Source organism: Lewinella sp. IMCC34183, from assembly GCF_003390915.1.
GTDB lineage: Bacteria > Bacteroidota > Bacteroidia > Chitinophagales > Saprospiraceae > Neolewinella.
Genome location: NZ_QMEM01000013.1, coordinates 63191 through 76793 on the forward strand (window position 1 = coordinate 63191; position 13603 = coordinate 76793).

The 13603-nt window shown below is 59.8% G+C and carries 12 protein-coding genes; 3 read left to right on the forward strand and 9 right to left on the reverse strand.

Annotated features, from left to right (window positions below; genetic code table 11):
• Positions 1 to 30: 30 nt before the first annotated feature.
• The 3 genes from DQG19_RS19685 to DQG19_RS19695 form a co-directional block, all read right to left on the reverse strand.
• Positions 31 to 450 (reverse strand): hypothetical protein, encoded by a 420-nt coding sequence (locus tag DQG19_RS19685; RefSeq protein WP_116128106.1) that lies wholly within the window; start codon positions 448 to 450, stop codon positions 31 to 33.
• Positions 451 to 566: 116 nt separating this feature from the next.
• On the reverse strand, positions 567 to 2459 hold the full coding sequence (locus tag DQG19_RS19690) for a cation:proton antiporter (RefSeq protein ID WP_116128108.1): 1893 nt from the start codon (positions 2457 to 2459) through the stop codon (positions 567 to 569).
• A gap of 37 nt (positions 2460 to 2496) precedes the next feature.
• Positions 2497 to 2802: a YbaB/EbfC family nucleoid-associated protein gene (locus tag DQG19_RS19695; RefSeq protein ID WP_116128110.1), complete on the reverse strand. Its 306-nt coding sequence runs from the start codon at positions 2800 to 2802 to the stop codon at positions 2497 to 2499.
• A gap of 90 nt (positions 2803 to 2892) precedes the next feature.
• On the opposite strand from DQG19_RS19695, the gene fabG reads away from it, so the two are divergent.
• The 3 genes from fabG to DQG19_RS19710 are packed head-to-tail and all read left to right on the forward strand — an operon-like array spanning position 2893 to position 5985.
• On the forward strand, positions 2893 to 3624 hold the full coding sequence (fabG, locus tag DQG19_RS19700; RefSeq protein ID WP_116128112.1) for a 3-oxoacyl-[acyl-carrier-protein] reductase: 732 nt from the start codon (positions 2893 to 2895) through the stop codon (positions 3622 to 3624).
• 59 nt (positions 3625 to 3683) lie between these two features.
• On the forward strand, positions 3684 to 4388 hold the full coding sequence (locus DQG19_RS19705; RefSeq protein ID WP_116128114.1) for a glycosyltransferase family 2 protein: 705 nt from the start codon (positions 3684 to 3686) through the stop codon (positions 4386 to 4388).
• A gap of 1 nt (position 4389) precedes the next feature.
• On the forward strand, positions 4390 to 5985 hold the full coding sequence (locus DQG19_RS19710) for a glycosyltransferase (protein WP_116128116.1): 1596 nt from the start codon (positions 4390 to 4392) through the stop codon (positions 5983 to 5985).
• A gap of 912 nt (positions 5986 to 6897) precedes the next feature.
• Here DQG19_RS19710 and nqrF read toward each other — a convergent pair.
• Genes nqrF through DQG19_RS19740 form a run of 6 tightly spaced genes read right to left on the reverse strand, consistent with a single transcriptional unit; the run spans position 6898 to position 13512 of the window.
• Complete coding sequence (gene nqrF, locus DQG19_RS19715) at positions 6898 to 8172, reverse strand: NADH:ubiquinone reductase (Na(+)-transporting) subunit F (protein WP_116128118.1); 1275 nt, start codon at positions 8170 to 8172, stop codon at positions 6898 to 6900.
• A 60-nt stretch (positions 8173 to 8232) separates the two neighbouring features.
• Positions 8233 to 8847, reverse strand: a complete 615-nt coding sequence (gene nqrE / locus DQG19_RS19720) for an NADH:ubiquinone reductase (Na(+)-transporting) subunit E (RefSeq protein ID WP_116128121.1) — start codon at positions 8845 to 8847, stop codon at positions 8233 to 8235.
• 55 nt (positions 8848 to 8902) lie between these two features.
• The gene (locus tag DQG19_RS19725; RefSeq protein ID WP_116128123.1) at positions 8903 to 9664 is read right to left on the reverse strand and encodes an NADH:ubiquinone reductase (Na(+)-transporting) subunit D; all 762 of its coding nucleotides are present in this window, start codon (positions 9662 to 9664) and stop codon (positions 8903 to 8905) included.
• Between the two features lie 7 nt (positions 9665 to 9671).
• On the reverse strand, positions 9672 to 10418 hold the full coding sequence (locus DQG19_RS19730) for an FMN-binding protein (RefSeq protein WP_116128125.1): 747 nt from the start codon (positions 10416 to 10418) through the stop codon (positions 9672 to 9674).
• 21 nt (positions 10419 to 10439) lie between these two features.
• Positions 10440 to 11843, reverse strand: a complete 1404-nt coding sequence (gene nqrB / locus DQG19_RS19735; protein ID WP_116128127.1) for an NADH:ubiquinone reductase (Na(+)-transporting) subunit B — start codon at positions 11841 to 11843, stop codon at positions 10440 to 10442.
• A 55-nt stretch (positions 11844 to 11898) separates the two neighbouring features.
• A complete protein-coding gene (locus DQG19_RS19740) occupies positions 11899 to 13512 on the reverse strand; it encodes a Na(+)-translocating NADH-quinone reductase subunit A (protein ID WP_116128129.1) in 1614 nt (537 codons plus the stop codon).
• Positions 13513 to 13603: the final 91 nt, after the last annotated feature.

Genomic DNA, 13603 nt, shown 5'->3' on the forward strand with positions numbered 1-13603 from the left:
GGCAAAGGTACGCCGCCCCGCCGGTCCGGATTATTTGTGGGCGCGCGTATACTGTCGGTCGCCCGCGGGGCTGAAGTCCTCGGGCAGGTACACCACGATGGTGACCTCTTCGAAGGCACTGCCCTCGGTACCCTTGACCACCCGCCGGTTCTTGTCGAAACTGACGAGCTGCATCTGGTCACCGCTTACGGTGGGCTTGAGCACGTACCGCTTTTGCCGCAGGTAGAAGTCGAGGATGTCTTGCTTGACGTTCTTGATCTGTACGCTGGTCTCGATGAGCAGGTCGTCGCCGGGCCAGGAGCGGAACTCCAGCTGGTCCTTCGCATATACGTCGAAGGTGATCTCGTTGACGTCGTCAACGTCAACCGTCTTGTGGAAGATGTCCGCGGGATCCTGTGCAAAGGATACCGTGGTGCAGCCCAATAGGGCTAGCAGGAGAAGGTATTGCATAAGGTAGTATTCCAGTACAGTAACTAAAGCAAAAACGGCCGCAGGAGCTGGTTTGGTCTATCCCGAAAGGCCGATATAAAAGAAAATTCTATACGCGTTCCCGTAAAGATAGGGGATCATACGCTCTGTTTGCTCTCAGGAATTTGTCGGTGCGACTTCACATCCGGCAGTTTGACGCCCAGGTACACCAGCTGGTACCCCCCGTCGTCCACGTCGAGGCTTTCGGCATCGTAGGGTACGACCTGCAGGCTGCCATCCGGAGATTTGATGAACAGGGGGATGGAATATTTTTCCTCTCCGGCCATCAGCAGCAGATCGAGCAACTCCCGCTGGCTGTACAGTTCGCGCTCGTGGATCACCGATGCCTCCCGGTGCGCCTCGCTGAAGTTGATGAAGTCGTCGTTGTGGCTGAAAATGTGTTCCTCGTCCTGCGTTTTCCCGGCGCTCTTCATTTCCTCGGCACTGATAAGCCGGTACGCCCCGCGCTCTCCGAAGATGTCCTCGTAGCGGTTGATGGCGTAGGTGTTCACGTCGTTGCTGCCGGTGAGGGCCAGCATGTAACCCACGTCCAGTAGGTCGTATTCCTCGCTGAGGTCGGAGTTGTAGATGTTGGCCACGATGCCCCGCAGCCCTTTCTCCCGCGCCCGGCGAATATTGCTGCTGTTGCTGTCTACCAGAAATACCTCCCGTCCCTGCTCCTTCAGGTACTGGCCGATGCTGATCGTAAAATCGTTGGCCCCCAGCACCAGGACGCCACTGGACGTATCCTGTATCACGCCGAGGAGGCGGGCGACCAGGCGGGCGGTAGTAGCGTTGATGAGCACCGTGCCGAGTACGATCATGAAGACCAGCGGGGTGATGTACTGGGCGCCGGGTACGCCTTCGGCGGCCAGATTGAGGCCGAACAGCGAGGCGATGCCCGCCGCTACGATCCCCCGGGGGCCCACCCAGCTGATGAAGAGTTTCTCCCGAAAGTTCAGGCTACCCCGTGCCGTGCTGATGAATACACTGAGGGGTCGGAGCACCAGGATAACGAAGCCGAACAGGGCAAGTGGCCGCCAGTCCTCGGTCAGGAGCCGCAGCTCCGACATGTTCATGTTGGCGGCGAGCAAAATGAAGAGGATCGAGATCAGCAAAACGCTGAGCGATTCCTTGAAACTCAGGATCTCCTTGATGCGCGGCACGTCCTTGTTGGCCAGAACAAGTCCCATGACCACCACCGCCAGCAGGCCGGATTCGTGGGCTAATTGGTCGCTGATCACGAAAATGAACAGGACGTAAGCCAGGATGAACACGTTGAGCAGGTAGTGCGGGACCAGCTCCCGCTTGATAATGTGGAACAGGGCGTACCCCATCAGGAAACCGAGGGTACCCCCGTAAATGATGATCTGCACGAAGGTGCGCAGGGCCTCCCCCGTAAAGCCGAACCCGTGGTCGGTCGAGCGGACAAACTCGAATACCAGTACCGCTACCAGCGCCCCCAGCGGGTCGATCAGAATACCCTCCCACTTAAGTACCGTACTCACGTTGCGGTTAAGCGGGATATTCTGCAGGATGGGAGCGATGACCGTCGGACCAGTCACGATGATGAGCGCTGCAAAGAGAAAGCTGATGCTCCAGCTCAGCTCCATAATGTAGTGGGCGGCCAGGCCGGCACCGATAAAGGTGATCGCGCTGCCGATGGAGATAAGCCGCAGGATAGAGCGCTGGGTTTCCCGTACTTCCCGGAATTGGAGGGTAAGCCCACCCTCAAAGAGAATGACGCCGATGGCCAGGCTGACGAAGAAAAAAAGCGATTCTCCCGGGAAAAGACCGGTTCCGCGGTCCGTGTCTCCGATGAGGTGATAGATGGGGTCAATGAGCTTCTCACCGTCAGCGGTAAGCAGGGTAGATACCGGTCCGACGAGCAGGCCGATCACGATAAGCGGCAGGATCGCGGGAATCTTTACGCGCCAGGCCAGCCACTGGGCGAAAATTCCGAGAATGATAATACCCGCGAGTTCTTCCATGAATCCAAGGCTGGCCGGTAGGCCGTAAGGTTAAGATTTATCCGCCAAGCAGGCTTCCGAGTCCGCCGGGAAGCATATTGTCCATCATACCGCCGGCCTGTTTGGCCTCGTACTCTGCGGCCTGCTCCAGGGCCCGGTTGGTGGCCACGACGATCAGGTCCTCGAGTTCCTCGGTGTCGGACAGGTCGATCTGCTCCGCGTCAATGCTCACGTTATGAATCTTGCGGGTACCGTCACAGGTCACGCGGACACCGCCGGTTTCTGCCTCGAAGGTCTGCTGGGCCAGCTGCTCCTGCATTTTGGCCTGCATCTCTTCCATCTGCTTCATCATATCTCCGAACATGGCTGAGTCTTTAGTGAGTTAGTAAAAGGCCCCGGCAGGAGGTTAAGTTTACCCTACCTTTGGCGGTCACCAAAAAAAAGATCCCCCCCTATGAGCTTACTTGACGGAAAAGTAGCCCTCATTACCGGCGGTTCCCGCGGCATCGGCGCCTCCCTAGTCCGGGCCCTCCACGCCGCCGGTGCCAAAGTCGCCTTCACGTACCGCAGCTCGGCCGGACCCGCCGACGCCCTGGTAGCGGAACTGGGCGACGACGTGAAGGCCTTCCAGAGTGACGCCAGCGACTACGCCCAGGCCGAGGAACTCGTCAAGGCCGTCGTCAGCGAGCTGGGCGGCCTCCACATCCTGATCAATAATGCCGGTGTCACCCGCGACACCCTCATGCTCCGGATGAACGAGGAGCAGTGGGACACCGTCATGGACAACAACCTGAAGTCGGTCTTCAACCTGACCAAGCACGCCATGCGGACCATGATGCGCGGCGGCGGCAGCATCATCAATATGTCGAGCATCGTCGGCATCCAGGGCAACGCCGGACAGGCCAACTACGCCGCCAGTAAGGCCGGCATCATCGGCTTCAGCAAGTCCATCGCCAAGGAAATGGGCAGCCGTAACCTGCGCTGCAACGTCGTGGCCCCGGGCTTCATCGAGACCGACATGACCGACGAGCTGCCCGAGAAGGTCCGCGACAGCTACCTCGCCAACATCCCCCTGAAGCGCTTCGGCAAGCCGGAGGAGATCGCGAACGTCTGCATCTGGCTCGGCTCCGATATGAGCAGCTACGTTACCGGACAGGTGATCAGCGTCGACGGAGGCCTGAGCTAGGGCCCGCCGCCGACAAACCGGGCCGGGGCCGACGGCGTATCTTTGTGTAAAGAACCGAGTTGCCGACCGCCCGTCCCGTTATTGATGTCATCATTCCCGCCTTTAACGAAGAGGCAAGCATTGGCAAAGTGGTGGCGGAGCTTCCCCGGGCACGGTTGCGCGAAGTCATCGTCTGCGACAACAACAGCTCCGACCGTACCGCCGAGGCAGGCGCGGCCGCGGGTGCAACGGTGGTGAGGGAAACGCGGTCCGGCTATGGCTCCGCCTGCCTGCGCGGCATGGCCCACATCGCGGCCCGCCCCCCCGCCGAGTGGCCCGATATCGTGGTATTCGTCGATGGCGACTACAGCGACTACCCGGCCGAACTGCCGTCGCTGGTGGCTCCCATTATCACGGAAGGCTACGACCTCGTCATCGGTTCCCGGGCGCTCGGGAGAGCGGAGGCCGGTAGCATGACCTTTCCGCAACGCTTCGGCAACTGGCTCGCTACTAATCTGATCCGTTTGTTTTACGCTGTCCCCTTTACCGACCTGGGGCCCTTCCGGGCCATTCGCTATCCCGCCCTCCGCGCGCTGGGGATGCGGGATCCGGATTTTGGCTGGACGGTAGAGATGCAGGTCCGCGCCGCTAAGGCGGGGCTTCGCTGTACGGAGGTGCCCGTCCGCTACCGACGCCGGATCGGGCACTCCAAGATCTCGGGTACCGTACGCGGAACATTGCTGGCCGGCCACAAGATTCTCTGGACCATCTTCAAGCTGTTGTAGCATGACCGTACTCGCCTTCGTAGTACTGGCCATATATACTGTCAGTCTGCTCTACATCACTGCTTACTGCCTGCTGCAGTTCAACCTGCTGTACCACTATCAGCACAATCCGGCACCCGCGCCGCCGGCCGCCCCGCCGCAGGATGCCCCCGTGCGGGAAGATCAGCGCCAGTGCTACGCCAGTCCGGCCGGGGGCGGATCGGCCCGCGTCGCTTACCCCCCGGAAACCGACGTTGCACCCGCGGACGCGCCCGCCCTGCCCTTCGTGACCGTACAGCTGCCCATCTTTAACGAATACTACGTCATCGGCCGCCTGATCGACGCGGTGGCCGCCTTTGACTATCCGCGCGACCGTTTCGAGATTCACGTATTGGACGACAGCACCGACGAGACCGTAGCGTTGGTAGCCGCCAAGGTAGCCGCCTACCGCGCGCAGGGGGTACGGATCCGGCAGATCATCCGGCCCCACCGTGACGGGTACAAGGCGGGAGCCCTGCGGGACGGGATGGCCGAGGCAAGGGGGGAGTTCATGGCGATCTTTGACGCCGACTTCGTTCCCAATCCGCAGTTTCTGCGCCGGACGATCCCGTTCTTTGCCGATCCGGCTACCGGGGTGGTCCAGACCCGGTGGGAGCACCTTAATCAGGACTACAACCTCATCACGCGCCTGCAGGCCCTGCAGCTCAACGTGCACTTTACGGTCGAGCAGGTAGGCCGCATGAAGGGTGGACACCTGTTGCAGTTCAACGGCACCGCCGGGGTGTGGCGCCGCGCCGCAATCGAGGCCGGGGGCGGTTGGCAACCCGACACCCTCACCGAGGACCTCGATCTGAGCATTCGCAGCCAGTTGGCCGGGTACCATATCCGCTACCTGGAAGAGGTGGGCAGCCCCGCCGAGCTCCCCGTGGAGATGAACGGCTTCAAGAGCCAGCAGCACCGGTGGATGAAGGGCGGGGCCGAGACCGCCCGCAAGCTCCTGCCCACCGTATGGCGGAGCGGCCTGGCCACGGGCCATAAGGTCCACGCCACGGTGCACCTGTTGGCGTCGTCGATCTTCCTGTTCGTCTTTCTGTGCGCGGTGTTCAGCGTTCCCTTGCTGTTCCTGCTGGGTACGCTGGCGGAGTTCGGCGTCAGCAAGCACATTTTCGGGGTATTTCTGGCCGGGCTATTATCAGTCATCGCCGTGTACTACGTAGCCAACGTGCGGAGCGTAGCAAATACGGATCCGAGCTTTTTCCGGTCGGTCGTAAAGTTCCTGATCCTCTTTCCCCTGTTTCTGGCGCTGAGTATGGGACTGTCGCTGCACAATTCGGTGGCCGTATTGCAGGGATACCGGGGCCGGAAGAGCCCCTTCGTGCGTACCCCGAAGTTCAACATCAATTCCGTGGCGGACCGTCTGCGCAGCAAGCGGTATCTCTCCGGTTCCCTCAACTGGATTACGGTGGGGGAAGGGCTGTTGAGCCTGTACTTTCTGGGAGCCGTCGCGGCGGGTATTTACCTCCAGAATACCACCTTCATTGTCTTCCACGCCCTGCTGGCGGTTGGTTACGGGGCCATCTTCGTTTTTAGCGTGAAGGATTTGGGGCTGGTAAAGTGATACGCAACTTATGATAGTGCTGTAATCGCTAGCGACCATTCAATGGTGTACGTGTCAGTACCGCGGCTAGACCGCAGGTCTGGCCTATCCGTGTAATCCCACGTCAGTCCTGCGCGCCTCCGCGTCAGTCCTGTGCAAACCTGTGGCCATCTGTACCCGAGCGCAGCGCCTCTGTGTAAGCCGCAGGCGATCTGCGTGAAACCTTATCTCTGCGAGGACCCGCTTTCGTTCTTTTCCCTTGATGGAAAAGAACCAAAAGATCAAGCCTCTGCGCCCGCCTGATCGGTGTCCAAACCCCGAACCGGCTAAAACCTGCAAACTGGCGTGGGCATCAGATGCTTCGCTTGGCTCTGTAGCCGACTGCTACTTATTTGGAACCCTACTATTTGTACCGGCTCATACAGTGCATGTTTCTTCACGCCGCTTCGCGGCCCGGACCCCGGGCGTTCGCAAGGGCGGTCCTGCTACCCAGTTGACTACGTAGTCAGTTTGGTGCCTCCTGGCAGTGTGGTGGGTACCGATCCCCACGGAGTAGTGCGCGCCGGTACCGCGGACTGACCGCAGGTCGGGCCTAATCTGCGAAATCCCGCGTCAGTCCTGCGCGCCTCCGCATCAGTCCTGCGGGAATCTGTGGCCATCTGTGCTGAAGCGCAGCGCCTCTGTGTAGGCCGCAGGCGATCTGCGTGAAACTAACCCCATCGGTGCCACAGCCAGCCTGTAAGGCTACCCTTCATCAGCCCTGAAGAAACCCAACACATCGGTGCTGAGAAACCAAAACCTCCGTATCGCCGCAGGCTGCTTGCATTACCTACCTCCCAATGGTAAAAGCAAAAGCCCGCTGACACAGTATGTCAGCGGGCTTCGTCGCAGTCGGAGACTGCATTTTACTGCGCGGCCGGAAGCCGCATCGTGCTAGGAGCCGAAGTCGTCGAAAGCGATATTCTCCTCGGGCACGCCCAGCTCGTCCAGCATATTCTGAACCGCCTGCAGCATCAGCGGAGGACCACAGAGGTAGTACTCGATCTCTTCGGGCTCGGGGTGATCCTTGAGGTAGTTGTCGAGGACGGCCTGGTGGATAAAGCCGGTCATACCGTCCCAGTTATCCTCGGGGAGGGCATCGCTGAGGGCGATGTGGTACTTGAAGTTGGGAAAGTCCTCCTCGATGGCGCGGAATTCCTCGGTGTAGAAAAGCTCGGCTTTGGAGCGGCCACCGTACCAGTAGCTGACCTTGCGGTCGGTCTTCACGGTATGGAAAAGGTGAAAAATGTGGCTGCGGAGGGGGGCCATGCCGGCACCACCGCCGATGTAGACCATCTCTTTGTCGGTAGGTTTGATGAAGAACTCACCGTAGGGACCGGAGATCGTCACCTTGTCGCCAGGAGTCTGGTTGAAGACGTAGCTGGAGCAGACACCGGGATTGACGTCCATGTAGGCTCCTTTCTGCCGGTCGAAGGGCGGCGGAGCGATACGAATGTTCAACATGATGATGTCGCCCTCTCCCGGGTGGTTGGCCATGGAGTAGGCGCGGAACTGCTCTTCGTCGTTCTTCATGACGAAGTCCCACATACCGAACTTGTCCCAGTCGGGCTTGAACTTGTCCGCGGGGGCTCCCTTGTGGAAGACCGGGTGGGGGGTGATGTCGAAGTTCTTGAAGGCTACTTCACACTTCGGTACGTCGACCTGGATGTAGCCGCCGGACTCGAAGTCGAGGGTTTCTCCTTCGGGCAGGCGTACTACGAATTCCTTGATGAAGGTGGCTACATTGTAGTTACGGTCTACGGTGCATTCCCACTTCTTGATGCCGAAGATCTCTTCGGGGATCTGGATCTCCATATCCTGCCGCACCTTCACCTGACAGGCCAGGCGCTTGTTCTCCGCCACTTCGCGGCGGGTAAGGTGGTTAAGCTCGGTGGGCAATACGTCGCCGCCGCCCTTGGTGATTGCACACTCGCACATAGCGCAGGTTCCGCCGCCGCCGCAGGCGGAGGGCAGGAATACGCTCTTATCGGAAAGGGCGGAGAGCAGGGAGTTACCGGGCTGCACGCGGAGGGGGTTCTCCTTGTCGCCGTTAACGATGATACTTACCTCACCCTGGGGGACCAGCCGGCGGCGCGCCACCAGCAGGATCGTGATCAGGGCCAGTACGATGATAGTGAATACTACTACCGCTAATCCTATGGTTATCATGAGACCGTATTTTATACGTAAGCCGGCCGGGGGGCCGACGGTTCATCTAATCGGGGAAATCTATTCAGCCGGGACCTCGCTCCAGCCGGCGAATACGGCGGGGTCGATGCCCGTGAGGCTCAGGAAAGCAATGCCCATGAGGCCGGTAATCAGGAAGGCCATACCCAATCCGCGCAGGGCGGGGGGCACGTTGCTGTAGCGGATCCGCTCCCGGATGGCGGCCAGGGCGATGATTGCCAGGAACCAGCCAAACCCACCGCCGAGGCCGAAGGCGATCGACTCGGTGAGGTTGTACTCACGGCTCACCATGAAGAGGCTGCCGCCGAGGATGGCGCAGTTCACCGTAATAAGGGGAAGGAAGATGCCCAGCGCCGCGTACAGGCCGGGGCTGAACTTCTCAATGACCATCTCCACCAACTGAACGGTGGAGGCGATTACCGCGATGAACAGGATGAAGCGCAGGAACTCCAGCTCGGCCGGAATCAGTACGTACTCGTTGATGAGCCAGTTGATGGGCATCGTGATACCGAGTACAAAGATGACGGCCAGTCCGAGACCGGTAGCCGTAGAGAGCGTCTTCGACACCGCAAGGAACGAGCACATGCCGAGGAAGTAAGCCAGCACCATGTTTTCGATGAAGGCCGACTTGATGAAAATATTGAGAAATTCTCCCATGGTAGGGTGATTTTAGTAGATGATACGAAACGTTGCGGGTCGGTAAGCAGGCCGCTTAGGAAGCGTCGACCAGTTTCGTATTGTAGCTCCGCTGTACCCAGATGAATACCGCGATGACGAACATTGCCGCGGCCGGCAGAACCATCAGGTTGTTGTTGGCGTACCAGCTGAAATAGGTACCGAAACCACTGTCCGCTGCGGTGTTGATCCAGTACTGGGTGGTGTCGTTGCTGGGGCCGATGATGTTCATGGCGATCGGCGAGCCGGCGAAGAGGCTGCCCTTGCCGAACAGTTCGCGGACCACGCCCACGGCGACCAGGATCAATCCGTAACCGAGGCCGTTGCCGATACCGTCCAGTAGCGCGCGCCAGGGCTTGTTGGCCATGGCGAAGGCCTCGAGTCGGCCCATCACGATACAGTTGGTGATGATCAGGCCGATATAGACCGAAAGCTGCTTGTAGACCGGGAAAGCGAGCACCTTCAGCGCCTCGTTTACCAGGGTTACGAGCGTAGCGATGATCACGAGCTGTACGATCAGGCGGACGGCCTTCGGAATGATATTCCGCATCAGGGAGGTAGCAAAACTCGACATCCCGGTAACGAAGATTACGGCCACGGCCATTACCAGGGAGGGGTAGACCAGCGAGGTGACCGCGAGGGCCGAGCACACCCCGAGGACCTGGATGGTGATCGGGTTATTGTCCAGCAGCGGATCGGTAATGAGGATCTTCTCCTTCTTACCAAACAGCGGTTCCTTTTCCGCGGGCTTCTTGGGGTCGGCTACTACGCCGGTTTTGAGTTCGGTTGATTCTGCCATGGTGGGTTTACTTTAGGTTCATGCTGGTGGTTTCGCCACCGGCACGCTGCTCATCAATGTAGGGCTGATAGGCCTTAAGACCGTTGTACAGCATCTTGGTCACGCCGTCGCCGGTAACGGTGGCGCCGCTGAGGCCGTCTACTTCGTGCTCCATATCAACCGCGCCGCCCTTCCGGACGATGATGCTGACGAACTGGTCGCCGTCATAGATCTTCTTGCCCTCGAACTGGGACTTCCAGCCGGCATTGTCCTTGATCTCCGCGCCCAGGCCGGGAGTTTCACCGGCGTGGTCGAAGGAAGCTCCGGTCACGGTGTTGAGGTCGGACGCCAGGGCGATGTTGCCCCAGATGGCATCCCACAGGCCGTTGCCGCGTACGCTGAAGACGTAGTACTTGTCGCCGTCCAGGTCAAAGATGTTGACCGGGTAGATCCGCTGCGCTTCGGGCTTCTTGTATTCCTTGGCCAGGTCGATACTGGCGAAGTCTGCATCGGTAACGGGCTCACCCGCCGAGTTCACCACGAGCTGCTCCACCTGTTCGTCGAAGATGCGGAGTACGTCCGCGTCGGTGAGGTCACCGATCGGCATACCCGCCTCGGCCAGGGGCTCCGCTACGGTAGCGAGGATCTCGCGCTTGTTGAAGATGTCTTCGTTCCGGGCGGCGGCATCGGCGGTCAGGGTGCGGAAGCCGGCCAGGGCCAGGGCAACCACTACGGTCATGATGAGGCCGAAGGTGTATATATATTTCGTATTCATGCTTAGAGCTATTTGGGCGGGTTACATCTGGCCGGTGGATCCGACGGGGCGGTATCCTTCGGCGTTCTGCGGGGTAAATACCTCGACATCACCCTGGCGCTTGGTGATCAGCTCGTCGCGCGTTTTGGCCATGGAAGCCACACGCTTGGCGCGGCGGCGGATGTTGGCCTGGTAGACGTAGTGGTCGATCAGGGGAGCGAAGGTGTTGAGCAGCAGGATGGAAAGCATCCAGCCTTCGGGGTAGGCCGGGTTGAGGACCCGGATGATGAGGCCGATGAAGGCGATCAGGAAGCCGTAGATCCACTTACCGGTGGGGGTGTCGGCACTACTGACCGGGTCGGTGGCCATAAAGGTGATAGCGAACAGGAAGCTGCCCATGATCATCTGCCGCAGCGGGTGAATGGCCATGAACTTGAAGATGCCGGGGGTGTCCGCGGTAAGTTCGGCGGGGGCGATCGCATTGAGCATGAAGCCACCGACCATGAAGCCGATCAGGCCTCCCACGATCACGCGGTAGTCCGCGATACGGGTAAACATGATGAAGGCCATGCCGATGAGGATCAGCGGTACGCTGGATTCACCGATGGAGCCGGGGATCGTACCCCAGAAGATGCTGCTCTGGTCGTAAACGGCGGAGACGCCTTCCCAACCTTCCTTGGCGGCAATGCCGAGGGGGGTGGCGCCCGTCCAGCCATCGGCGACGAGCTGTCCGCCCGCTCCGAAAGTGTGCCAACCGAGGCCGGCGAAGATCCAGTCGAATCCGTGGTGTACGAAGTTATACGCCTCGCTGGCGTAGACGCCGACGTCTACCTTTTCGATGCCACTGACCCATACTTCGTCACCGGAGATGGTGGTGGGGTAGGCAAAGAAGATAAAGACCCGTGCGAGCAGGGCGATGTTCCAGATATTCATGCCGGTACCTCCGAAAGCTTCCTTACCGAGAACTACAGCAAAGGCAACGGAGATGGCCAGGATCCACAGGGGGATATCCGGCGGCATGATCAGCGGGATCAGGGCGCCGGAGACAAGAAAGCCTTCCTCTACGGCGTGGCCTTTCTTGGCGGCGTAGATGAATTCGATGCCGAGACCGACCACGTGGGTGACCACGAAGATCGGGATGATCTGAATCAGGCCGTAGACGATCTTCAGGTGGAACCCTTCGAGGGTACCGGTATAGAGACCGAGCGCCCGAAAGTGCTGGTTACCGATGTTCCAGGTACCGAATACGTAGAGCAACTGCAGGGCGAGGACCACCCACACCATTTGCCGTTTGAGGTCCATCCCGTCGCGTACGTGTACCCCGCCCTTGGTTACGGTGGGGGGCTGGAACAGGAAGGTGTAGAAAGCGTCGTAGGTCGTAGCCAGGAAGGGTGACTCCTTGTGGTCCGGCTCGAGCTTGGTGACAAAATCGTGAAGTGCTTTCATGGGAAGCTTTATGAGTGCGGACTAGCGTATGCTAACAATCCGGATTTTTCGATAGTTAACCTTGCTCAATCATCGTGTCGTGCCCCTGACGCAATATCTGCTGCAGCGGCTGCTTGGAAACGCAGGCGAATTCGGCGAGGGCTACGTCCTCGGGGACGAGCTCGTAAATGCCAAGTCCTTCCATGTTTTCCAGGTCGTTAACGAGGATCGACTTCATCAGTTGCGTAAGGTAGATGTCCATGGGCAGCACCTGCTCGTAGTCGTTGTTGACCACGAAGGCACGCTTCTCACCGTGGGTGTTGGTGGTAATGTCGAGGTGCTTGCTGAAGACGGGGATCGTCGGGGAAATGGACGCCCGCGGCTTGACCGGTAGCAGCCAGCCGAACATTTCCGCTTCGTTGCCCTCGGGGATGGCCGTGATCTGGTTGTCGAAGAAGTTGAGGAACCCGTCCGTGGTTTTTTTCGCTCCGGAAAGCACGTCCCCACTGATGATGCGAGAGTTCTCTTCTACTTTCTCTCCCGCGATAAGCTCGCCGATGTTGGCGCCGGCGCGGGTACGTACGTAGCAGGGCTCACTGAAGGAGCCGCCGGTGAGGGCTACCAGGCGGGTCGTATCGTAGCGCCCGTTCTTGAAGAGCTCACCGATGAGGAGCACCGCGTCGACGTCCAGCGTCCAGACGGTATTGTCTCCGGGGCCGCAGGGGTGAATGTGGTGGATCTGCGTACCTACGTTACCGGCGGGGTGCGGGCCGCGGAAGTAACGGTTCTGGGTACCCGTGACATCGGCGAAGGGGCTGGGATCGTCTCCGCGGCCGTCGAGGCCCAGGTAAACGAGTCCGTCGGTAAGGCGGCGTACCACGTCGATACCGGCCTGGAACACGTCCATACGGCCCCGTACGGAAAACCGCAGGTCCGGACCGACGGGCGAAGTGTCGAAGGTCGAGATGAAGATGTCGCGGGGCACCACGTCGGGATCCGCCAGCCGGTTGTAGGGCCGCTGCCGGATACAGGGCCAGACGCCGCTTTCCAGCAGGAAATCCACCAGCTCCTCGCGGGAAGTATTTCCGGCGGGAAGGGTGTAGTTGCGGGTGACCTGCTCGTTGTCGGCCAGGATGACCACCTCGGCGATCGAGCGCTTGAGGCCCCGCTTGATGGCGATCACCTCCCCGCTGACGGGGGCGCAGAACTTGATGCGGTCCAGCTTCTTGTCGTAAAAAACCGGGTCGCCGGCCTTCACGGTGTCTCCCTCTTCCACGATCACCTTGGGGATGGGCATAAGTCCGAAGAAATCGGGCGGGGTAATGGCGAAACGCGTCACCTTGGGCTCCCGGATCACTTCGGCCGGTTCTCCCTCCATCGGGATGTCGTAGCCCTTGGTGAGGGTGTATACGTGGGCTTTCTCCAGGTAATCCGGCTTCTTGCCCCGAAAGATCTCGCGGAAGGACGGAAACAAGCCCATCGTCTTACTGTCCTCGATGCCGATCGACTTGGATTCGATCACCATGAAGTTGTCAGCGACGCTGACCACGATGTAGAAAAAGAGGATCATGGCCAGGGCAGCTACGCCGTAGAAGACGAGATTGCTGCCGCCGAGCCCGGCCTGTGACTGGAATGTAAGCGCAGCCAACAGGAGAAGAGTCGGGCCGGCCGGTCTGGTAGGAATTTTCATACGCGGGAGCGTGCGTTTGGACAAATAGCGCGGTCACCGGGGCGACCGATGCGGAAAAAAGCCGGCGATTACCGCCTGCCTCAGGAATGGC